We start from the raw sequence: 21,076 nt of genomic DNA on the forward strand, positions 1-21,076 counted from the left end.
CGCTGGCGCGTTTTTCATGATTCCTCCAAAACGGTCAGTTTTGTGAAGCGCGGATTGTTGTTGTTTCGTTTGTTGAGCGGCACGGGGAGATGACTCGTGCTCTCGCCAAAATCCACCGCGATCTCGCGAACCGCGCCGCCGTTGCCCAGCCCGACAAGCGCGCCCTCGAAATAGCGCGCGGTTTTGTTCAACGAAAATTTCGCGGTCTTTCCGCCCGGCGCGGCGTCCACGATTTTTTCGGAGTTCGATGCGTAGATTGTTTTCCCATTTTCAAAAACCACGCGCAGCAGAAAACTCACGTCCTCGCCGGTGTTGAAGCACGACGCGCCATCAAAGTGCAGCCGCAGCGTCGTGTTTTTTCCCGACAGCCTCAGTCCGCGCGCGCCCGTGAAAACGGCCACGAGCCAATTCGGGCCGCCATAGTAGGCGGGCGCGACATACTCCCTCGTTTGCGCGCCGGCCGCCGGTTTGGCGGGTTGCGCTTGCGGCACGGCGGATGCGCCTTGCGCTCCCGCAACGGGAGAAATGTCCAGGCTGTTGAAGCGCACGTCGGCGGTGTTCTTTTTGTTGAGGCTCCACGTTCCGCGTCCGTAGGCCATCGTGGATTCGCCGAAGTCAACCGCCACTTCCTTCAGCTCGCCCAAGCCGTCCACGACCGCCTCGAAGCCGCCGCCCTTCCGCTCCATCACGGTGACGCCGCCCTTGCGACGCGCGACCTCGGCGCTGTTGCTAAGAAAAACCGTGCCGCCGGTCTTGAACACGAGACGGCAGAGAAAATTCTGCGCCTGCGCGCCGCCCCGATACACGGAGCCGCCGTCGAAGCCGAGCCTGACCGTCGCGCGCTTGCCCACGGTTTTTCCGCGCGCGCCGGGCCACGCGGCGACGGACCAATTCGCGCCGGCGTAGTAGGCCGGAATGCCGAAGGACAACGGCGCCCAATCCGAAACCGCGCCGCCATTGCCAGCCTCGCCGGCGGCGCTTGCGCCCTCGCGCGGGATGAACCGCAGCGACGTGAAGCGAGGATCGTTAGTGTTGCCCGGATTCAGTTCGCCGGCGGAGTAGTGCACCGTGCTCCGCCCGTAATCGACCGCCGCCTCCGCGAGCACGCCGCCGCCCGGAAGGATTCCCTCGAAAACGCGCTCCTTTTTTTGCATCAAAATCGCGCCGGCCTTCGACGCGGCGACCTCCGCGGAGTTTGTCAGAAAAACAAACCGTCCACCGATTCGCACGCGCAGCAGGAAGTTGGGGCCGGCGCCGGTGTTGTAGGGCGACACCGAGTCGAAGCCGAGCTGCACGATGGAACGGTCGATACGGCTTTTCTTCAACTGAATCGCGGGCCAGCCGGCGCTCTGCCAGTTGGCGCCCGCCCAGTTTTCGATGTCGGGAAAAGTGCTGTCGGTTTCCAGCGAGACGCCGTCATCGGCGCGGAGCACGCCGGCCAGGACAACCAGCGCAAACAGCGCGCGCAAAAAAACGCCGCGGACGGATGTGATTTTTTTCATGAGGAAGACTTTCTATGACGCATGGGTTTTCTCCAGTGTGAAAAGGCGGCGGGGCGAGGAGGCGGCCCTGCGCCATTCGACGCAAAAAGCGGGAACGCGCAAAGAATAAAACAAACGCCCGAAACGCACAACCGCCCCCACTCAATGATTTCTCAACGCTCCCGCCCCCGACGCCACGCCCGCATCCGCCCCACCCCGCCGAACGCGCTCCCCGCCCGCGGCGCGATTCATTTCGATAAAATAATCTTCCCCCCGTTCCAAGCCCGTGCCAAAACACACACCCGTGCCCGCCAAAATCAGCAAATCAAAAAAACAAACCACCGCCGCACGTGAAACAGAAAGCGGCCACGCGATCCACATCGCCATCGAGCAACTCGCCAGGGCCATCGCCCAAAGGCATCCAGCCCGCGAAAAAATCCTCCTCCTCGGCATCGCCAACGGCGGCGTCACCCTCGCCCGCCGGCTCGCCGCCATGATCCCCGGCGCGCGCCCCGGCGTGCTCGACATCTCCTTCCACCGCGACGACATCGGCCGCCACCCCATCCCCAAGGAGTTCGCGCCCACGCACATCCCCGGCGACGTCAACAACGCCACCGTCATCCTCGTTGACGACGTCCTCCAGTCCGGCCGCACCATCAACGCCGCCCTCAACGAAGTCTTCGACCACGGACGCCCCGAACGCGTCGAACTCGCCGTGCTCGTTGACCGCGGCGACCGCCGCCTCCCCATCGCCGCCAACTACACCGGCATCCAGCTCGACGTCGGCGCCAACGAAAAAATCCGCACCCACATCGACCCCGCCGACCCCGCCCTCGACACCATTGAAATCCAAAACCTGAAAGCCTGAAGGCTGAAAAATTACCCAAACATCAACAAACTCACAACTGCCGAAGTTCTGATTTCAGCCTTCAGGCTTTCAGCCCTTCAGCCCTTTTCACCACCATGCCCTGGACACGCAAAGACCTCATCACGCTCGAGGAACTCTCCCTCGACGAAATCGACCAAATCCACGCCACCGCCGCCGCCTTCAAAAAAATCCTCGGACGCAGCGTGAAAAAAGTCCCCGCCCTGCGCGGCAAGACCATCGTCAACCTCTTCCTCGAACCGAGCACGCGCACCCGCATCTCGTTCGACATCGCCGCCAAGCGACTCAGCGCCGACGTCATCAGCTTCGACGCCTCCGCCAGCTCCACCACCAAGGGCGAATCCCTCCGCGACACCGCCGAAAACATCCGCGCCCTCGGGGCCGACATGATTGTCCTGCGCCACGCCGCCTCCGGCTCGCCCCTCTACCTCTCCAAACTCCTCGACATCCCCGTCATCAACGCCGGCGACGGCGCGCACGCCCACCCCACGCAAGGCCTCCTCGACACCTTCACCATGCGCGAGCACCTCGGCTCGCTCAAAGGCCGAAAAATCGTCATCCTCGGCGACATCCTCTTTAGCCGCGTCGCCCGCTCCAACATCCACGCGCTGAAAAAATTCGGCGCCGACGTCACCCTCTGCGGCCCCTCGACCCTCGTCCCGCGTCACCTCACCGCCCTCGGCGTGACGGTCTCGCACGACCTCCGCGGCGCCCTCGCCGGCGCGGACGTTGTCATGCTCCTGCGCATCCAGCACGAACGCCAAAGCGCGAACCACTTCCCCTCGCTCGGCGAATACACGAGCATGTTTGGCCTCAACAAAACCCGCGCTTCGTGGCTGAACCCCAAGGCGCTCATCATGCACCCCGGCCCGATCAACCGCGGCGTCGAAATCGACAACGACCTCGCCGACGGCCCCAACAGCGTGATCCTCGAACAAGTCACCAACGGCATCGCGGTGCGCATGGCGGTGCTCTATCTCTGCTCCGGAGGCCAGCCGGAAAACGTGATCGCCAGCTCCGATTAGAAAATTTTCGATTTTCGATTCTCGATTTTCGATTGGGAGCTTCCGCTCCGTTTTGAATTTTGAACACGCGCGGTAGCGCGCAATCGAAAATCGAGAATCCAAAATCGAAAATCCTTCCTCCCCGCCTCTCCCTCCAACGCCCACCAACCACTTTCAAACCACCATCACAATGACACCCATTTGGATTCACAGCGCCCGCATCATCGACCCGGCAACCAAACGCGACGCCATCGGCGACCTCTACGTCAACGACGCCGGCAAAATCGTCCCCGCCCTCTCCGCCGCCGCGAAAAAACGCGCGCGCAAAATCGACGCCACCGGCCTCGTCGCCTGCCCCGGCCTCGTCGATGTCCACGTCCACTTCCGCGAGCCCGGCCAGACGCACAAGGAAACCATCGCCACCGGCAGCCGCGCCGCCGCCGCGGGCGGATTCACCACCGTCGTCTGCATGCCAAACACATCGCCCGTCGCCGACAACGCCGGCACCATCCAGGCGATCAAGGATGCCGCCGACCGCGACGCCGTCGTGCGCGTTTATCCCACCGGCTGCATCACCACAGGCATGAAAGGCCAGGCCCTCGCCCCCATCGGCTCGCTCAAGCGCGCCGGAGTCGTCGCCATCACCGACGACGGCGACTGCGTGCAATCCAACGCCCTCATGCGCTCCGCCGTCGAATACGCCAAAATGTTCGACCTCCCCGTCATGGACCATTGCCAGGACCACTCCCTCACGCAAGGCGCCGTGATGAACGAAGGCGTCATGTCCAGCCGCCTCGGACTGCGCGGCTGGCCCAACGCCGCCGAGGACATCATCGTCTCGCGCAACGTCATCCTCTCCTCCTACACCGGCGCGCACATCCACTGCCAGCACATCTCTTCGAAATACTCCGTCGAACTCATCCGCCGCGCCAAGGCGCGCGGCACCCGCATCACCGCCGAGGCCACCCCGCACCACATCGCGCTCACCGACGCCGCCCTCGAGCACTACGACACCCACTACAAAATGAACCCGCCCGTCCGCACCGAGGAGGACCGCCTCGCCATAATCGAAGGCCTGCGCGACGGCGCCATCGACATCATCGCCACCGACCACGCCCCGCACACCGACTACGAAAAAGACCGCGAATTTGACAATGCGCCCAACGGCATCCTCGGCTTGGAAACCTCGCTTCCCGTCACGCTCGACATCCTCGTGCGCCAGTCGAAGTTCAAGCTCCCCCACGTCATCGACCTGATGACAAGAAAACCCGCCCAACTCTTGAATCTGGAGGCCGGCACCCTCGCCGAAGGCGCGAATGCCGACATCTGCCTCTTTGACCCGAAGGAAAAATGGCTCTACGACGCGAAAAAAGGCCAAAGCAAGTCCGCCAATTCCCCCTGGTCCGGCCAAACCCTCACCGCCCGAGTGAAACACACCATCGTCGGCGGCAAAGTGGTGTTTGAGAACGGGAAAATAAAGTAGCACAGACGCTCTCTCTGCAAACATCCCTAATGAAATTTCAATATACTCCAACGTTTGCAGACTACCGGATGCTTAATAAATGGCACCTTTCAAAAATTAGAGAACTCAAAATATTACGACTGCTGGCCATTCTTTTATTTTTGTATTACTGTGCATCTCCCATTCTGCGCCCAAGTCATCCGAACGACACAACACTGGATATCTATTTATCCAATTGGCTGTTACTATTATTGCCATTGCTTATATTTTCTCTATTTTTCAGTTCGTTTTTTTTAGTAAGAAAAAAATGGAACACTCTCGCGGAAATCCGATGTGAAAAATCATACGAGATTTCCGAAAATGACATTCATGTTACAGGCGCAGGTTTTGAAGGACGACTCGAATGGCAACATATCGCATCTGCGGAATACCACAAAGGATGGTTCTTTCTTATGACAAATCAAAGGACCTATTATTTCTTCCCAGCCTCCATTGTTCCAAACACAAATACCTTGATTGCCTTGCTATCCCAAAAAGTCGCCAAAACTAAGGGCTTTCCAAAGTAAGAATCGAATGGTTGTCATGATACGTGCGTAAGCTCTAAAATCATCCCTCTTTCTCCACACGAGCACCCCATCCCAAAAATCTTTGATCAACAACAAAACCTCCGCATGAACTTCGACGCCCTCATCAAAAGCATCGCGGACATCCACCGGCAAACCCACGCAAGCGCGACAAAAGCCGTCAACACCGCGCTGACGATGCGAAACTGGCTGATCGGCGCACATGCATTCAGGAATTTGAATTGCATGGCGAGGATCGCGCCACTTATGGCGACACATATACTTACGACCACGATGTGCCATTGGTTTACAATCTCGAAACGCTCTTACGTTTGGCTCAAACAAACTAAAAAACAGCAGAAAAGCTCAGGTTGGGTTTCCCTTCTCCACTCTCCATCAATTTTTTGCATTCACCACTGAACAATTCCTAAAACAATGCCACCAATGCGCCGAACCTGAAAACAAGCCGCCGCAGATCATCATTTACGAAACGGACGACAAGATCGCCAAGGTCAGCGTCCGCCTCCCGGCGCCCCCAAACATCATTTTTACACTGGCGGCGTCTGCCTCGGGTGATTCGAAAATGTTCAAAATTAAATAGCCTTTTTTCGGCATATTTTGGTTTCCCTTCAGGGAAAAGTGTGCTTCCTTGCTGGCGTAACCACACACGATGAAAAAACAAAACGTTCCCTCATCGGCCAGCGACAATAACAAGCTTATTGTTCGCGGAGTGCATCTCGACCTAACCGACGCTCTCAGGGCTTTCATTGAAAGCAAATGTGAAAGGCTCCTGCGTCACCAAGCCCGGATCATCCGAATACGCGTCGACTTGGAATACGACAAGTTACGAAAAGGGAAACCCAAGTTTCTTGCGAAGGGGCTCATCGAAATTAGCGGTCCGGACATGGTTGTCACCATGGAAAGCGATGACGCCTACAAGGCCATTGATTTGATGTCGCAGAAGCTGGACCGCCTTCTGCGCGTGCGCGCCAGTGCCATGAAGAAAAAGAAACTTCACCCGCGCTCCGTTGATCTCGAGGCGGAACTACCCAAAGTGTCCGCGACAGCCTGAGCCATCGTAAAGCCAATCAACAATAACCGAAAAAGCCGGATTCCTCGCGGGTCCGGCTTTTTCATGCGCGGCCCCCTCGTCATGCGATTTTTCTTTGCGCGATTTCCTTCTTGGTTTTGCACCGGCAGGCGGCCAAGTTAGACATCCTACAAATCATGAAAATCTGCTGCATTGGAGCTGGATATGTTGGAGGCCCCACAATGGCCATGATCGCGCTTAAGGCGCCCGATATTCGCGTGACCGTCGTGGACATGAACGCGGCGCGCATCAATGCGTGGAATTCCGACGCCCTGCCCGTCTATGAACCGGGACTCGACGACATCGTGAAACAATGCCGGGGACGCAACTTGTTCTTCTCCACCGATGTCGCCGGAAACATCCGCGAGGCCGACATTATTTTTGTCTCGGTCAACACTCCCACAAAAACCTATGGCGTGGGCGCCGGACGAGCGGCGGATTTGCGCTACGTGGAGTCCGTGGCGCGGACAATCGCCGAGGTCGCCGAAGGCTCCAAGATCATCGTCGAAAAATCCACCATCCCGGTCAAAACCGCCGAGACAATCAAAACGATCCTCGCGGCCAATACGAACGGGCTGAAGTTTTCCGTGCTTTCCAACCCCGAGTTCCTCGCCGAGGGCACGGCCGTCAACGACTTGATCGCGCCCGACCGCGTGCTCATCGGCGGCGAACGCACGCCGGAGGGCGAGCAAGCCGTGCAAATGCTCGCCGGCATCTACGCCCGCTGGGTGCCGCGCGAGCGCATCATCACCACAAACCTCTGGTCGTCCGAGCTTTCAAAACTCGTTGCCAATGCCTTTCTCGCGCAGCGCATCTCGTCGATCAACTCGATTTCGGCGCTTTGCGAGGCGACCGGCGCGGATGTGGACGAGGTTGCGCATGCCATCGGTTGTGATTCGCGCATCGGGCCGAAGTTCTTGAAAGCCTCGGTCGGTTTCGGCGGTTCGTGTTTTCAAAAGGACATCCTGAACCTTGTTTATCTTTGCGAAAAATTCGGACTGCCCGAGGTCGCCGAATACTGGGAGCGAGTGATCAGCATGAACGACTACCAGAAGTCGCGTTTTGCGCGGCGCATTGTGCACAGCCTTTTCAACACCGCGGCAGGCAAACGCATCGCTGTTCTCGGTTTCGCCTTCAAGAAGGACACCAACGACACGCGCGAATCACCCGCGATTTACATTTGCCGCGACCTGCTTGCCGAGCAGGGCAACGTGGTCGTTTACGACCCGAAGGTGCCCGCGAGCGCCATTTCGGAAACCGTGCTCGGCAAGGACGCCCCGCCCAACCCAAACCTGAGCGTGGCGGAAAACGCATACGAGGCGTGCCGGGGCGCGCACGCAATCGCCGTGCTGACCGAATGGGACGAGTTCAAGACGCTGGATTTCCAAAAAATCTACGACACCATGCCCAAGCCCGCGCTGATCTTTGACGGACGCAACGTCCTCGACCTGGCAAAGCTCAAGGTCATCGGTTTTCAAGCACACGGCATCGGCCGGTCGTTTGAATGAGATTTGCCCAAACAAAAAAGGCCGCGTCACGCGGCCTTTTTGGATTCCTGGGGATGCGAGACTGATCAGCGCGTGTGCGCCTCGATAAACCAAAGCGATTTGTCGAGGGCGTTTGAAACGCCGGTCAGCAAATCCGACGTGCCGGCGTCACCGGCGTCGGCGGTGGCGTCAACCTTCTTGCGCACGGATTTCGCGCACACGGCGTATTGGGCGGCGAGCGCCTTCGCGTAGGCGAGCGGGTCGGAATTCGCCGCCTTGTCGGACACCTTGAACTCGGACAAGCCGGAGTTTTTGGCGACCATGCGCACGGTGCCTTCCGCCACGCCGCCAAGCTGCACGATGCGCTCGGCGAGGGCGTCGATCGGCTCCTCAACCGCCGCGGCCACGTCGTCGAACAATTTGTGCAGCGTGTAAAAATACGGGCCGCGCACATTCCAGTGAGCCTGCTTGGTTTGAGAATAAAGATCACTCACATCGGCGAGGGTCTGGTTGAGCGCTTTGATTGAGAATGCGCGGGTTTTGGAGGGGATGTCATTCATGGTTGTTTGTTTTTTCATGGGAAAATTAATCTATTTATAGACAAAGCATATTTATGATAAACGCAACCCGCCGGGACAAAAAAGCGAATGCCCTGAGGGGAATTCGCCTTTGTTTTACATTTCGCGCCGCGGCGCCACGGAGTTACCCGCCGCCAAGCGTTGAAATGAAGTAACCGGCGGCAACCGCCGTGCCGATCACACCGGCGACATTCGGCCCCATGGCGTGCATGAGCAGGTGGTTTTGCGCGTCGTATTTCTGCCCCTCAACCTGCGAGACCCGCGCGGCCATCGGCACCGCGGACACGCCCGCCGAGCCGATCAGCGGATTAATCGGGGTTTTCCTTGAAACCAAATTCATGAGCTTGGCGACGATCACGCCGCCCGCCGTGGAGCAGCAGAATGCCACGACACCCAGCAAAATGATGCCGATTGTCTGTCCGCGCAGGAAGCTCTCGGCGTTCATGGTGAGCCCCACGCTCGTGCCGAGAAAGATGGTGACGACGTTGATGATTTCGTTTTGCGCGGATTTGACGAGGCGCTCCGTGACACCGCACTCGCGAAGGAAATTGCCGAGCATCAACATGCCGATCAACGGCGAGGCCGCCGGCACAAGCAGGATGCACACAATCATGACCACGACCGCGAATATGAGCTTTTCCAGCTTGGAAACCTTGCGGAGCGATTTCATGCGGATGCGACGCTCCTTCTGCGTCGTGAGCAGGCGCATGATCGGCGGCTGGATAAGCGGCACGAGCGACATGTAGGTGTAGGCCGCGACCGCGATCGCGCCGAGCAGATGCGGCGCGAGCTTGTTGGACACAAAGATCGAGGTCGGGCCGTCCGCCCCACCGATGATGGCGATTGACGCGGCCTCCTTGGATGTGAACAACCCCGACAGCGTCGCCGACATGAAGGTGAGAAAAAGGCCCAGTTGCGCCGCCGCGCCCAGAAGCAATGTTCGAGGCATGGCGATCAACGGCCCGAAATCGGTCATCGCACCCACGCCCAAAAAGATGATCGGCGGGAAAAGTTCGAGTTTGATGCCTTGCGAGATAAAGTCGTAGAGGCCGCCCTCGATTCGCTCCACTTTGACGGTGCCGGTTGCCGCGGCGGGAGGCGTCACGGTTCCGTCGGGCGCCACTGTCATGGGCGGCGCGGTGTGATGCTCCAGCGTGCCCTCAATCTTGAATGTCGCCGTCTCATAAACACCGTCCGAACGCATTTTCGCCGTGAGCACGCCTTCGGTCGGCAGGTTGGCGAGCAATGCGCCAAATGCGATCGGCACGAGTAAAAGCGGTTCAAACTGTTTCGCCACGCCGAGGTAAAATAGCACGACAATCACCCCCCACATGATCACCATTTTCCAAGTGATGGCATGAAATCCGGTTGAGCTGAGATAATCCAAGAATCCTTGCAACAAATCCATGATATTTGAGTAGTTGATGTTACGTTGTTAAACTATTCACACACGCGCGCGATCAACGCACTCTGTGTGACCTGAAAATATCCCGCCTGCCCTCGGCAGCCCACTCGTTGCCGTGCGCCGCCGCGTTGATGGTGAGCACGCGGTGTCGTCGCCCGGCAAGCGCGACGTGAATCGATGCGGAAATCACAGCGATCACCTCGGGAGCAATCCCTTCCGCTTGGGCGGATGGGGAAGCCTCGACAGGCGCGCTCGCGGCGGCTGCGGAAGCGCGCGCCCCGGCTTTCTTTTTCTCAACAAGGGCGCCATGTCGTTTAAAAATGGCCCCGGTGATTTCAAACAATATCCAAAGCCCTCCAAGAACCATAAACACTATCATCAATCCGTTAAATTGATAAACGAGTGTTTCAGCTACCGATGGTTTTTCAGGCAATACTCCCAACAGCAAGGGTGACAGTATCATAGCGTGTTTATTTTTGGGTTGCGTATCTGGTTGACGAAAAAAGCAAACACAGAAAAGCGGGGGGGACGAAAGTTGGGGAATATCGTCAAGGGTTTGGGAACTTGCGCAAGCAAAAGCGACGGCTTGATGGCAATTATATTCGTTTGCCGTTTACAAATTTTCACACGGAAACGACCCGCTATTTCAACGCGCCTGCAATAGGAGCCCGCGTTTGGCTCGCTCTATTAAATAAAATATTAAAAACACTACACGTCAGCGGGACGCCCATTGTCATTCGGGCCAAACCCAAGAATCACCGGTGCCGCGCGCTTTGCCCATTCTTCTGGTTTTTGATACGAAGCCGCGCCAGCGCCCAAGCTTTGCCGGAGCATGTCCGTGTCGATCACACCCGGATTCAACGAAACCGCGGCCATGCCCGCCGGAAGCTCCTCCGCCAGCGCCCGCGTAAGCCCCTCGACGGCCCATTTCGCCGCGCAATAAGGGGCGACCTCAGGCGACACCGACCTGCCCCACCCCGAACTGAAGTTCACAATCACGCCGCGCCCGGCCTTTATCATGTCCGGCGCGAACGCGCGGATGACGTTTGCCATGCCCTTCACATTCACGTCGAGCACCCTGGCAAAATCCTCGGGAGGAACCTTCCAAAGCGGCGCGGGTTTGTTCATGAAACCGGCGTTGTTAATGAGCAAATCCGGCGCGCCATGGATGCCGGTCACACGCTCGGCCCAAAGATCGACCTTGGCCGGCACGGAAACATCCACCGCCGAAAAGTCATGCGGCGAGGAATGCGTGAAACGCAAATCAAGAATCCCGTCAGCCCCGCGTCCGCACCCGATGAGCGTGTGTCCGAGCCGGATGAACTCCTCCGCAAGCGCCCGACCAAGCCCGCGTGTAACGCCTGTGACAACGATCTTTTTTGCATTATTCATGAGATATATAATCCGTGCCGTTTATTTATGCCGAGAGGGTTTCCAAAACATGCGTTCCTGCTGTTTTAATCACAACAGCATCGATTCGGGAAACTCCATTTCGGAAACATGCCTAACCAATTGGGGAAAAAACTCGGCGAAGTCATTCGAAAACGCCTCGCGTGCGCGCTCAAAAACGGGCATCGCCACGGACAGGTCGACGGGCCTCCGCAAACGCGCGCCCATGCGTTGCAATGCGAGGCGGATTTTCCCGGCGTCGCGATAGGAAACCAGCCAGTCATGCTCGCACATGAGGCGCAGGCGCGAACGGGCGGCCCCGGGCAGTTCGTGCTCGCGCGCCCTTATCCCGTCATAAATCTGCGCGGCAAAATCCGGCAGCGGCACGGAAGGCGAATATTTCGCCCAGAAACAATCCTGCGCGAGCAGATGATCGTAAAGCATGTCCGTGAGCACGCCGCCCATGTGCCGCAATTCCCGCACGCCCGCGAACCGCGAAATGCTCCGGTGCACGACCGCGTGCGAATCCGTGAAATCGTCAATCGCGTGATGGCACGCCGCCCCGCGCCTGTATTCGATGTCCATGCCCGATATCAAGGCCGGACCGACGATATCAGGAAGCACGTTGCCAATGCGAAAACGCGGCGACGGTTCCGAAAGCAAAAAATGAGCGAGCCAGTTCATGCGCGAAACGGGGTTTCGTTAATGCAAAATCGTCCGGGTTTCATTCATGCGAACGCAACTGCCAAAACCATGTTGCTGCAAATCACAAAATCCCAAGTTGCACGGCGCGGCACTTTCGCGGCCCGGCTCAACGCGTCGGGGAATCATTCGAGCGGCCGTCCGGCGTGTGCAAACCAGCCCCTGCTCCGGGGCTCGCGGCGAGACGCTCGAGCTGCTCGCGCGCCGGCGCAAAACCGGGGGCGATTCGCAGCGCGGCTCTTTCCGCGGCGACGGCCTCCGCAATGCGCCCAAGCGCCGCAAGCGCGACGGCGTAATTATGATGCGCGGAAGCCGCTTGTGGATCAAGGCGCAGCGACGCCTCAAAGTGCGCGATGGACTCCCCCGCGCGACCAGTGTTAAACAACGCCACGGCGAGGTTGTGATGGCAGCCGGCGGTCGGCTGGCGCGCAAGCGCCTGCTCAAAATGCGAAACCGCCTCCGCCGGCCTTCCGGAAAGCATGAGGGCGGTGCCGAGTCCGAAATGCGAGGCGCCCGCGTCGGGGGATATCGGGATCGACGCCTCAAAATAAGGAACCGCCTCCCCGTGCCGCCCAAGCGCGAGCAAATAGCGCGCCACATTGTCAACCGCGGCCCAGAGACTCGGGTCGAGCCCGGCGGCGAGTTTGTAGCAGCGCAACGCCTCGTCCGTGTCGGTCCCGCGCGCCGAAAAGACATTGCCGCGATTGTTCCACGCCGTGGCGAATTTCGGGTCAACGGCCACGGCCTTGTCGAGCATGGCAAGCGCCTCGTCATAACGCCCGAGGCTGCAAAGCACATTGCCATAATTGCTGAGCGCCGCCGTGCAATCGGAACGGATTTTAAGGGCCGCGATAAAATCGTCCGTCGCCTCATCCAGGCGCCCCAGGCAAAAAAGCGAATACCCGCGATTGGCGAGCGCGATCTCAGAGCCATGCTCCCGAAACCCCAGCGCCTTGTCATAATAGGCAAGCGCCTCCTGGTGTCGCTCGAGCTTGGCCAGCGCATAACCGTAATTATTGTAGGCTTGGGCAAAGTTGGGATTGAGCTCGATGGCTCTGCGGCAATGAGCCAGCGCCCGCTCCGGCATGTTTTTTTCCGCATAGAGATTGCCAAGGTTGTTGTGAGCGCGCGCATTGCCGGGAACCCCGGCCACAACATCCCGCCACAGGCTCAACTGGTCGCGATAAACCGCGTTGCGCTGGAATGTGGCAACCGCAAGCGCCGCCGCCGCCGCAATCAACAGCCATTGCGAACGCCGCCCCGCAACCAACCACGCCGCGACGGCAATCGCGCTCACAGTCGCGGCCAGGGGCAGATACATGCGATGCTCGGCCATGGTTTGCGTGGCCACCGGAATCACGCTCGACGAGGGCGCGAGCACCGCGAAAAACAAAAACCCGGGAAACCCCAACGCCGGCTTCCGGATAAGCGCCCACACCGTCGCCCCACCCAACGCAACCAACAGCAACGCCTGCGGCCAGACACTCGAAACGCGCGCAACCACGCCGGAACCATAATCAAAAACCTGCCCGCGCGGCCAGACAACGAGGCGCAGGTAATGGGGAATCGCCTTGATTTGCGTGAGCGCGTAAGTCCACACCGTGGTTTCCGTGCCGAAGCCCGCGGTTCCCCCGCGCCCGCCCGCGCGCCAAACCAGCCAGCCGAGCAGCAACAGTGTGGACGCCAGCAGCGCATGGTAAACTTTCCGGCGCTTCCAAGCCTCCCGGAACGAACCGGCGGCAAACGTCCGGTCATAAAGAAAAACCATGAGCGGCGCGGAAACCATCACCTCCTTGGACGCCATGCCGAGCAGGCACGCGGCGACGGAAAGCGCGAGCCAAAATGTCCGCGCGCCCGCGGAATCCACGCCGCGCACAAAACAATACAGCGTGAGGATGTAGAACAACGCCATCAACGACTCGGCGCGTTGCACGATGTAAGTGACCGATTCGGTTTGCAGCGGGTGCAACAGCCAAAGCGCGGCAATGACAAACGCGACAAGCGTGGATGAGTCCCCGCCAAAATACGCGCGCAACACGGGCCGCAACAACGTGCGCCGCGCCAAGCCGAATAGCGACAGCCCCGCGGCAACATGGATGAGGAGATTGCCGAGATGATAGCTCCAAACCTCCTTCCCGCTGATCCTATAATTGATGGCAAAACTAAAGTTCAGCAGAGGCCGCCCCGAAACCGTTTCGCCAAAAGTGTTGGGCGGCGAAAATGCCGTGCTCAATTGCCGGATGCTTTCATTGCGTGAAATCGACCAGATGTCATCAAAGATAAACTCTCCCGAAAACGAGTTGTGATACGCCGCCGCCGTGGCCAACACGAGCGCAAGCACAGCCACCCAAATCCGCCGGCGGTGAGCCGGCGAGCGGGCTTGGGAGGCGGCGGTGGTGTCATGGATATTCGTCACAGGGCAATTCGACGGAAAAGCACTCCGGTATTTTTCGCAAATAAGCGAAACCAACACTTCTCCAACAATGCGACATGACAAATATAAAAGCATTTCGCGCCCTCCACGCTGGCGGAGCCCCGCATTGAGCTTTTCGAAAATTTTTCGATTTACAAGGAACCTCGCGCACCTAGCGTCAGGTTCCTGCGCACATGCGCAAACCATCCGGGCCAGGATGGCGGAATTGGCAGACGCAGCGGACTCAAAATCCGCCGCCCCCTAAAGGCTTGCGGGTTCGACCCCCGCTCCTGGCACCATGATTAACGCACGCCCCCCCGCTGATTGTGCCCCTGATTATCGCTTGAACTCGATCACCGTCATTTCGGTTGCGTCGAGATCATGCGCGCCGGCTGCGGGGACGTGGAGGAGCGATGCGTTTATCGGCTTGTTTTCCAAGCGGGTAAACCTGGCGATTATGTCCTCGGTGGACACTTTGCGAAGGGGGCGCAGTTGCACGTCCTTTGTCCATGCGAACACGGAGTCCTCAATAAGCGGCGCGTTGTTTTGTTCCGCCGAAAAACTGGTGACCACCGGAAGGCGGAAACGCTTGGGTTGCGGTTGCACGGGGATCGCCGCGGGCGCGGGTGTTTTCCGGACGGGTTCTGCAATCACGGCGGCGACGGCCACCGATGGTTGTGATTCGGAGGCAAGCGCGGGCTGGGTATGCGAGGGGGCCGCGCGGTTAATAAGGAAGACCGCCGCGCACGCGGCCATTGCCGTGGCCAGGCCGCCGATGGCGAACGGGTTGCGCCACCACGAGAAGCGCGCGCGAACGGGCGCGTGTGTGATTTTGCGATTTGCGCTAGCAAGAGCCCGGGCGAGGCGGGGCGTGGCGGGGGCGTGGGCGCGCTCGGCCTCGAAGAGCTGCGAGCAGGCTTTTTGCATGCGGCAATACTGCAAGTAGGTGCGCTGGCGCGCGGGATTGGCGTGAAGCTCGGCTTCCAGTTCGCGGGCTTCATCGGGGGTAATCTGGTGATCAACACAGAGGTTGAGCAGTTCGATAAATCGTTTGTCTTTCATTTGAATTCGGCTCCCATTTTGGCCCTGAGGCTTTCGCGCGCGCGGGCGATGCGGCTTTTGACAGTGCCCACGGAAATGCCGAGGGCGGCGGCGATCTCCTCGTAGGACAGGTTTTTGATGTTTCGAAGTATTAGAATTTCGCGGTGTTTTTTGTTGAGCCGTTCCATCGCGGTAGCGATCTGCTCAACAAACTCCTGGTTGATTGTGACATTGTCGGGAGTGTCCATCTCGTCGGTCACAAACACATCGGCAAGCGGCGTTTCATTGTCATCACCGACAGGCTGGTCGAACGAGATGGTTTTGTCGCGCTTGCGGCGCCACCAATACCAATACCGATTGCGGGCGAGGTTGGTGGCAATTTGATAAAGCCATGTCGAGAAGGCGGACTCGCCGCGGAAGTTTTCGAGGCCGCGGTGGGCGCGGATGAAGGCGTCCTGCGTGACTTCCTCGGCATCCTGCTGATTGCGGAGGAGCTGGTGCACCATTGCGTAAATGCGGTCCCAGTAACGGGACACCATTTCATCAAAAGCGGAGTGATCGCCATTTTTAAAGCGGCTCACCAGCAATTGATCGAGGGCAACATCCTGGGCTTTCGTCGACATACGTTCAACGGAAGTTTGATGCGCGTATTTTTCGATTGTTCCCACTTTCTTCAGTTGAAATTGTGTTGGTGCGCGCGAGGGGCGCGTTTTTGCCGGACGGTTTTTGGGCGGATGTATTTTTGCTTTTTACGTGGATAATCCAGTGTTTTTCGGGGCATGCCAGAAAAATGCCATCCGAGTATTTCATTTAGTGTGGAAAAAACTCTTGCAAAGGTGTCATGGGAAAACCTTATTCCATCCCCTTTCAACGCTTGGGGGTTGATAGCTCAACGGTAGAGCAGCGTCCTTTTAAGTCGTTGGTTCAGGGTTCGAATCCCTGTCAACCCACCAGCGTGAAAATCAAAGGGCTGAAGGACTGGACGGCTGAAGGGCCGAAGGTTATGCGGCCAAAACTCTCGGAATCCAAAAAAAACCAACATGGCTATCGATTTCGGCTGGTGGAAAAAAACACCGGAGGACGGCAAATTCCAAATCAACGTGAGCGTCCACGGCGGCAACATCGAGTGGACGCGCAAACAGGGACATTTCAAGCAATGGGAAAACTACGGGCCGCCCACTGACGAGGACTGGGATCGCCTGCTCTACGAAGCCGAAAAACGCGTGCCCCGCCGGCTGATTTCGCCAAAACAATTCGCCGCAATCAAGGCACTGCGTCCGCAGTGAGGTCGCAAAAGACGCAAAAACGATTGCCTCTCAACTGGATGTTTTTTGCGCAGCGTGTGACTTCCCGTGGCGATTGATTTTGGCTTGCGCTTGGCGGCACGGCGGGTTTCCTCCCTATTTCTCAATTTCAAGCCGAGCTAGCTCAGTTGGTAGAGCAATGCTTTCGTAAAGCATGGGTCGTCGGTTCAAGTCCGATGCTCGGCTCCATTCTAAAGGCCTCGCAATCCATAGGGTTGCGAGGTTTTTTGTTATTCATTTTCGCGCCAGTTTATGACGCCTAATGTCGCGAAATGTCATTTTTGGCTGACTTTCGATTCCGCCAACAATCAACCAAACTCCATCCTTTTCACCGTTCACTCTTCACTCTTCACTCTTTTCCCTCACCGTGCCGCTCCCAACCGATCTCTTCGACTACCAACTTCCGCCGCGCCTCATCGCGCAAACGCCCGCCGAACGGCGGGACGCCTCGCGCCTTCTCGTCGTTGACCGTGCCGCGCGCGCGCTTACGCACGCCACATTCGCCGACCTGCCGTGTTTTCTTCGGCCAACCGACACTCTCTTTCGCAACAACGCCGCGGTTCTGCCCGCCCGCCTGCGCGCGCAACGTCCGACCGGCGGGGCGGTCGAGTGTTTCCTGCTGCGCCCCGAACCCGCGCGCGGCGAAAACACTTGGTGGTGCCTGCTGCGTCCCGGCAAGAAGCTTCCCGTCGGCGCCACATTTGCGCACGAAACCGAGTTCGCCGGGCATGTCCTCGAAAAAAACTCCGAGGGCGGCGCGCTCATCCGGTTCGAAACCGCCGGCAACGAATCAATCATCGCCGTCGCCAACCGCCTCGGCGAAATTCCCCTGCCCCCCTACATCAATCGCGACGCCGCGCACAATTCGCCCGACACCCGCGCCGCCGATCGCGAGCGATACCAAACCGTTTACGCCGCGCGCGACCGTCAGGTCGCCGTCGCCGCGCCCACCGCCGGCCTGCACTTCACGCCCGAACTCCTCGAGCGCCTCGGCGCCGACGGCGTTGCCATGCGGAACATCACGCTCCATGTCGGCCTTGGCACATTCAAACCCATAGAAACCGCGACCATCGAGGAACACCCGATCCACCGCGAACTCTACGAAATACCCGCCTCCACGCAAAGCGCCCTTCTCTCCCCTCGCGGCCGTCGCGTGGCGGTCGGCACAACAAGCGTCCGCACCATTGAGGATTTCTTCCGCAAACGCCCCACTGGAACAACCGCCACGACGTCCACATTCGCCGACGAGGCCGCGCTCTACATTTATCCGCCATCGACCTTCGCCGGGGTGGACGCGCTCATCACCAACTTTCACCAACCCCGCTCCACGCTCCTGTGCCTCGTCGCCGCATTCCTCTCGCCCGGCACAAGCGACGGGATCGCATGGATTCGCGAAATTTACGCCGAGGCCATCGCCAAGGAATACCGTTTCTTCAGCTACGGCGACGCCATGTTGATTGTGTGAGCATCCATCCTCCTGGCCGGATATTTTTTATGTCTTGGTAAACTTGGGTGGATTGTTTAAGCACATCGCCCGTTATGTCTCTCGATTTTGATCCATCCCAAGTGAAACTAGCCAGGTTCCGGCCCAAGATTCTGGACTGCCTGCGCGACTATTCGCGGGAGAAATTCATCAAGGATTTGATGGCGGGGTTGACGGTCGGGGTGGTCGCGCTGTCGTTGTGCATCGGCCTCGGCGTGGCCTCGGGCGTGGAGCCGCAGGCCGGTTTGTATGCGGGCATAATCGGCGGTTTTCTGGTGTCGCTTTTAGGCGGGTCGAAAGTGCAGGTCGGCGGGCCGGCGGGGGCGTTTGTCGGACTTCTGGCAATCATCGCGGCAAACTACGGTTTCGCAAACTTGCTGCTGTGCACAATGATGGCGGGAGTGATGCTGTTTGCGATGGGGTTGTTTCGCCTGGGGACATTGATCCGGTTTGTGCCCCAGCCGGTGATCGCGGGTTTTACCTGCGGCATTGCGATCACGATTTTGCTGACGCAGGTGAAGCCGTTTTTCGGACTGCAAATGGACAAGGAGCCGGGCGAATTTTTGCCGCGCATCGCGGCGTTGGTCCAGGCGGCGCCGTCGGTCAATTGGTTCACAACGGGGCTGGGCGTGCTATCATTACTGGTGTTGTTCCGGTGGCCGGCGCGCTGGGCGCGTTATGTGCCCGGCTCGATTGTCGTGGTGGTTGGCGGCACGCTGCTCGTCTGGCTGGCGCAGCTCGAATGGGTGCGGCAATTTTTCACATTCAAGGTGGCGACCATCGGCTCGGAGTTTGGAGGGATTCCGCGGGGACTGCCGAGTTTCGCGTGGCCTCGTTTTGACTGGCAGCAATTGGGAAACCTGGTGGTGCCGGCGGCGACGATTGCGATGCTGGGCGCCATCGAGTCGCTGATGTCAGCCGTGGTGGCGGACGGGTTGACGGACGACCGGCATGATTCGAACCAGGAACTGATGGGACAGGGAGTGGCGAATTTTGTGACTCCGTTGTTTGGCGGAATCCCGGTAACGGGCGTGATTGCGCGCACGGCGACAAACATCCGCAGCGGCGCGCAAACGCCGGTCGCGGGGCTGGTGCACGCGGTGTTTTTGCTGGCGGTGTTGTTGATCGCCGCGCCGCTGGCGAAGCACATCCCGCTGGTTACGTTCGCGGCGGTGCTGGCCGCGGTGGGATGGAAGATGGGCGAATGGGGAGAGTTCACCCGGCTGAAGAAACGGCTGCGCGGCGACGCGGCGGTTTTTTTGGTCACGTTTTTCCTGACGGTGTGCGTCGATTTGACGGCGGCGGTCGGCTTCGGAATGCTTTTGGCGTGCGTCTTGTTTGTGAAGCGCGTGGCCGACACGGCGCAGGTGCAGTCGATGATGGGCAACGAGAGCGACGCGGGGCAGCCAGGGCACGAAAAGAACGAGGAACTGGCGGAAAAATTGCCGAACGGCGTGGTGATTTACCGCGTGTTTGGCGCGTTGCTTTTCGGCGCGGCGGACAAGCTCGACATGGTTTTGCGCCGTGGGATCGAGGACACGCAGGTCGTCATTTTCCACATGGCGGCGGTGACGGCGATGGATTCAACCGCGCTGGACCGGCTTGAAAATTTGCACGCCAAATTGCACAAGCGCAAAAAGCACATGATTCTTTGCGGGCCGCACACGCAGGCCTATTTCATGATGGAGAAAGCGGGCTTTCTCGACGCCGTGGGCCACGATAATGTCGCAGCTGATTTGCCGTCGGCGGTCGAGCGAGCCAAGGCGCTGCTCGCCCGCGATGCGGTAGCTTCCGGAGGAAAGCCCAAACCGGGCGCCGCAAGCGACGCCCCTACTGAGTAAAGTCGAAGCGCGCGATGACGGGGCGGTGGTCGCTGGCGTCCCTCACGCCGGGACCGTCGTGGATTTGGGCGGCGTTGTCTTTCACAAATCGTTTCAACGACGGCGAAACGAGCATGTGGTCGATGCGCGAGTAGGAGTCCTGCCTTCCGTAGAAATGCGTCCAGACTTCGCCGCGCGAATCGGTTGCACGCAACAGGTGCATGATCTCTACGCGTTTTTCCCTGGTCAGGGTTCGGAGGGCGGGACTGGACCTGGAGTCGTTGAAATCGCCGAGAATCATAAAGAGGGCGCCGGGCGCGTCGGACTTTGGGAAAACGGAAAACACGCGGTCGCGCACGGCGCGCGCCTCCGCGGCGCGGCGTTGTGTCGATTCGGGATCATCCTTGCGGTCGGTGAGCCGGCTTTTCAGGTGCACAATGAAGAGCGCCAGTTCGCCGGCGGCGGTTTTCACGCGCACTTCGAGCAAGCCGCGTTTCACGGTTTCGGTGGTGTCGAAATACGCGAATTCGAGATCGGTGTGCTTGCTCACGCGCGTGAACGGCTTGCGGGAAAGCACGGCCACGTGACGGGCTTCGTCGGCCGCGTCGAGCACGATCGCGTGGGGATAGTCAACGCCCTCGGTTTTCAGGTCGCGCCGCAATTCCTCAAGGAAGGGCTGCGAGCCCATTTCCTGTAGCGCGACGATGTCGGCGTCGAGCGCCTTGATGACCGCGCGCAGGGCCTGCTTTTCGTTTTCCGGCTTGGGGTAGCCGCGCGTGTAAACGCCATCAACAAACCGGCCCGCCAGCGTATAGTTGGCCGTGTTGTAGGTGGCCACGCTGAGAGTTTCCGCTGAAAGGCCGAAGGGCAGAATAACTGCTCCGAGCAGGGCAAGATGCCTGACAGGGCTGAGAGCGAGAAACAGGCCGGACAGCCGGCAACGGGAAAACGGGCGGCGCATGGGAGAT

Annotated in this window: 20 protein-coding genes and 3 tRNA genes; 13 read left to right on the forward strand and 10 right to left on the reverse strand. The window is 59.1% G+C overall.

Features of this window, described 5'->3' with window-relative positions:
* Positions 1-14: 14 nt before the first annotated feature.
* Positions 15-1,502, reverse strand: a complete 1,488-nt coding sequence (locus M2447_RS10880) for a hypothetical protein (RefSeq protein ID WP_277558619.1) — start codon at positions 1,500-1,502, stop codon at positions 15-17.
* A gap of 265 nt (positions 1,503-1,767) precedes the next feature.
* Here M2447_RS10880 and pyrR point away from each other — a divergent pair, with 265 nt between their 5' ends.
* The 7 genes from pyrR to M2447_RS10915 all read left to right on the forward strand — a co-directional run bounded on the left by pyrR (position 1,768) and on the right by M2447_RS10915 (position 7,994).
* Positions 1,768-2,349 carry a bifunctional pyr operon transcriptional regulator/uracil phosphoribosyltransferase PyrR gene (gene pyrR / locus M2447_RS10885; protein WP_277558620.1) on the forward strand — a complete coding sequence of 194 codons (582 nt, stop codon included), beginning with the start codon at positions 1,768-1,770 and terminating at the stop codon, positions 2,347-2,349.
* A 95-nt stretch (positions 2,350-2,444) separates the two neighbouring features.
* Positions 2,445-3,392 carry an aspartate carbamoyltransferase catalytic subunit gene (locus M2447_RS10890; protein WP_277509445.1) on the forward strand — a complete coding sequence of 316 codons (948 nt, stop codon included), beginning with the start codon at positions 2,445-2,447 and terminating at the stop codon, positions 3,390-3,392.
* Positions 3,393-3,561: 169 nt separating this feature from the next.
* The gene (locus M2447_RS10895; protein ID WP_277558622.1) at positions 3,562-4,854 is read left to right on the forward strand and encodes a dihydroorotase; all 1,293 of its coding nucleotides are present in this window, start codon (positions 3,562-3,564) and stop codon (positions 4,852-4,854) included.
* 29 nt (positions 4,855-4,883) lie between these two features.
* Entirely contained in the window at positions 4,884-5,399 is a 516-nt protein-coding gene (locus tag M2447_RS10900) for a hypothetical protein (RefSeq protein ID WP_277558624.1), read from the forward strand.
* 105 nt (positions 5,400-5,504) lie between these two features.
* On the forward strand, positions 5,505-5,816 hold the full coding sequence (locus M2447_RS10905; RefSeq protein ID WP_277558625.1) for a hypothetical protein: 312 nt from the start codon (positions 5,505-5,507) through the stop codon (positions 5,814-5,816).
* Positions 5,817-6,066: 250 nt separating this feature from the next.
* On the forward strand, positions 6,067-6,468 hold the full coding sequence (gene raiA / locus M2447_RS10910; protein ID WP_277509451.1) for a ribosome-associated translation inhibitor RaiA: 402 nt from the start codon (positions 6,067-6,069) through the stop codon (positions 6,466-6,468).
* Between the two features lie 155 nt (positions 6,469-6,623).
* Positions 6,624-7,994: a UDP-glucose 6-dehydrogenase gene (locus M2447_RS10915; protein WP_277509454.1), complete on the forward strand. Its 1,371-nt coding sequence runs from the start codon at positions 6,624-6,626 to the stop codon at positions 7,992-7,994.
* 65 nt (positions 7,995-8,059) lie between these two features.
* Here M2447_RS10915 and dps read toward each other — a convergent pair whose 3' ends face one another.
* From dps to M2447_RS10945, 6 genes are all read right to left on the reverse strand, one after another.
* On the reverse strand, positions 8,060-8,551 hold the full coding sequence (dps, locus tag M2447_RS10920) for a DNA starvation/stationary phase protection protein Dps (RefSeq protein ID WP_277509455.1): 492 nt from the start codon (positions 8,549-8,551) through the stop codon (positions 8,060-8,062).
* 124 nt (positions 8,552-8,675) lie between these two features.
* The gene (locus tag M2447_RS10925; protein WP_277509456.1) at positions 8,676-9,959 is read right to left on the reverse strand and encodes a sodium ion-translocating decarboxylase subunit beta; all 1,284 of its coding nucleotides are present in this window, start codon (positions 9,957-9,959) and stop codon (positions 8,676-8,678) included.
* Positions 9,960-10,011: 52 nt separating this feature from the next.
* The gene (locus M2447_RS10930; RefSeq protein ID WP_277509457.1) at positions 10,012-10,419 is read right to left on the reverse strand and encodes an OadG family transporter subunit; all 408 of its coding nucleotides are present in this window, start codon (positions 10,417-10,419) and stop codon (positions 10,012-10,014) included.
* 245 nt (positions 10,420-10,664) lie between these two features.
* The gene (locus M2447_RS10935; protein WP_277558626.1) at positions 10,665-11,348 is read right to left on the reverse strand and encodes an SDR family oxidoreductase; all 684 of its coding nucleotides are present in this window, start codon (positions 11,346-11,348) and stop codon (positions 10,665-10,667) included.
* Positions 11,349-11,417: 69 nt separating this feature from the next.
* Positions 11,418-12,029, reverse strand: coding sequence for an acyl carrier protein phosphodiesterase (locus tag M2447_RS10940; RefSeq protein ID WP_277509459.1), 612 nt, complete (start codon positions 12,027-12,029; stop codon positions 11,418-11,420).
* Positions 12,030-12,156: 127 nt separating this feature from the next.
* The gene (locus tag M2447_RS10945) at positions 12,157-14,463 is read right to left on the reverse strand and encodes a tetratricopeptide repeat protein (RefSeq protein ID WP_277558627.1); all 2,307 of its coding nucleotides are present in this window, start codon (positions 14,461-14,463) and stop codon (positions 12,157-12,159) included.
* A gap of 208 nt (positions 14,464-14,671) precedes the next feature.
* Between M2447_RS10945 and M2447_RS10950 the strand changes: the two genes are divergently transcribed.
* A tRNA-Leu gene (locus M2447_RS10950) sits at positions 14,672-14,759 on the forward strand.
* 37 nt (positions 14,760-14,796) lie between these two features.
* On the opposite strand, the gene M2447_RS10955 is transcribed toward M2447_RS10950, so the two are convergent.
* Complete coding sequence (locus M2447_RS10955; RefSeq protein WP_277509462.1) at positions 14,797-15,522, reverse strand: hypothetical protein; 726 nt, start codon at positions 15,520-15,522, stop codon at positions 14,797-14,799.
* Positions 15,519-16,124, reverse strand: coding sequence for a sigma-70 family RNA polymerase sigma factor (locus M2447_RS10960; protein WP_277509464.1), 606 nt, complete (start codon positions 16,122-16,124; stop codon positions 15,519-15,521). Before M2447_RS10960 ends, M2447_RS10955 begins: the two co-directional genes overlap by 4 nt.
* Before the next feature lie 255 nt (positions 16,125-16,379).
* On the opposite strand from M2447_RS10960, the gene M2447_RS10965 reads away from it, so the two are divergent.
* The 5 genes from M2447_RS10965 to M2447_RS10985 all read left to right on the forward strand — a co-directional run bounded on the left by M2447_RS10965 (position 16,380) and on the right by M2447_RS10985 (position 20,129).
* Positions 16,380-16,454, forward strand: a tRNA-Lys gene (locus M2447_RS10965).
* Positions 16,455-16,541: 87 nt separating this feature from the next.
* Positions 16,542-16,787, forward strand: a complete 246-nt coding sequence (locus M2447_RS10970) for a hypothetical protein (protein WP_277509466.1) — start codon at positions 16,542-16,544, stop codon at positions 16,785-16,787.
* 131 nt (positions 16,788-16,918) lie between these two features.
* A tRNA-Thr gene (locus M2447_RS10975) sits at positions 16,919-16,994 on the forward strand.
* 178 nt (positions 16,995-17,172) lie between these two features.
* Entirely contained in the window at positions 17,173-18,270 is a 1,098-nt protein-coding gene (gene queA / locus M2447_RS10980) for a tRNA preQ1(34) S-adenosylmethionine ribosyltransferase-isomerase QueA (protein WP_277558628.1), read from the forward strand.
* 74 nt (positions 18,271-18,344) lie between these two features.
* Entirely contained in the window at positions 18,345-20,129 is a 1,785-nt protein-coding gene (locus M2447_RS10985) for a SulP family inorganic anion transporter (protein WP_277509470.1), read from the forward strand.
* Here M2447_RS10985 and M2447_RS10990 read toward each other — a convergent pair.
* Complete coding sequence (locus M2447_RS10990) at positions 20,119-21,069, reverse strand: endonuclease/exonuclease/phosphatase family protein (protein ID WP_277558629.1); 951 nt, start codon at positions 21,067-21,069, stop codon at positions 20,119-20,121. The two genes, M2447_RS10985 and M2447_RS10990, sit on opposite strands and share 11 nt — an antisense overlap.
* Positions 21,070-21,076 lie beyond the last annotated feature (7 nt).

The sequence above is a fragment of the Ereboglobus sp. PH5-10 genome (assembly GCF_029504735.1).
Lineage (GTDB): Bacteria > Verrucomicrobiota > Verrucomicrobiia > Opitutales > Opitutaceae > Ereboglobus.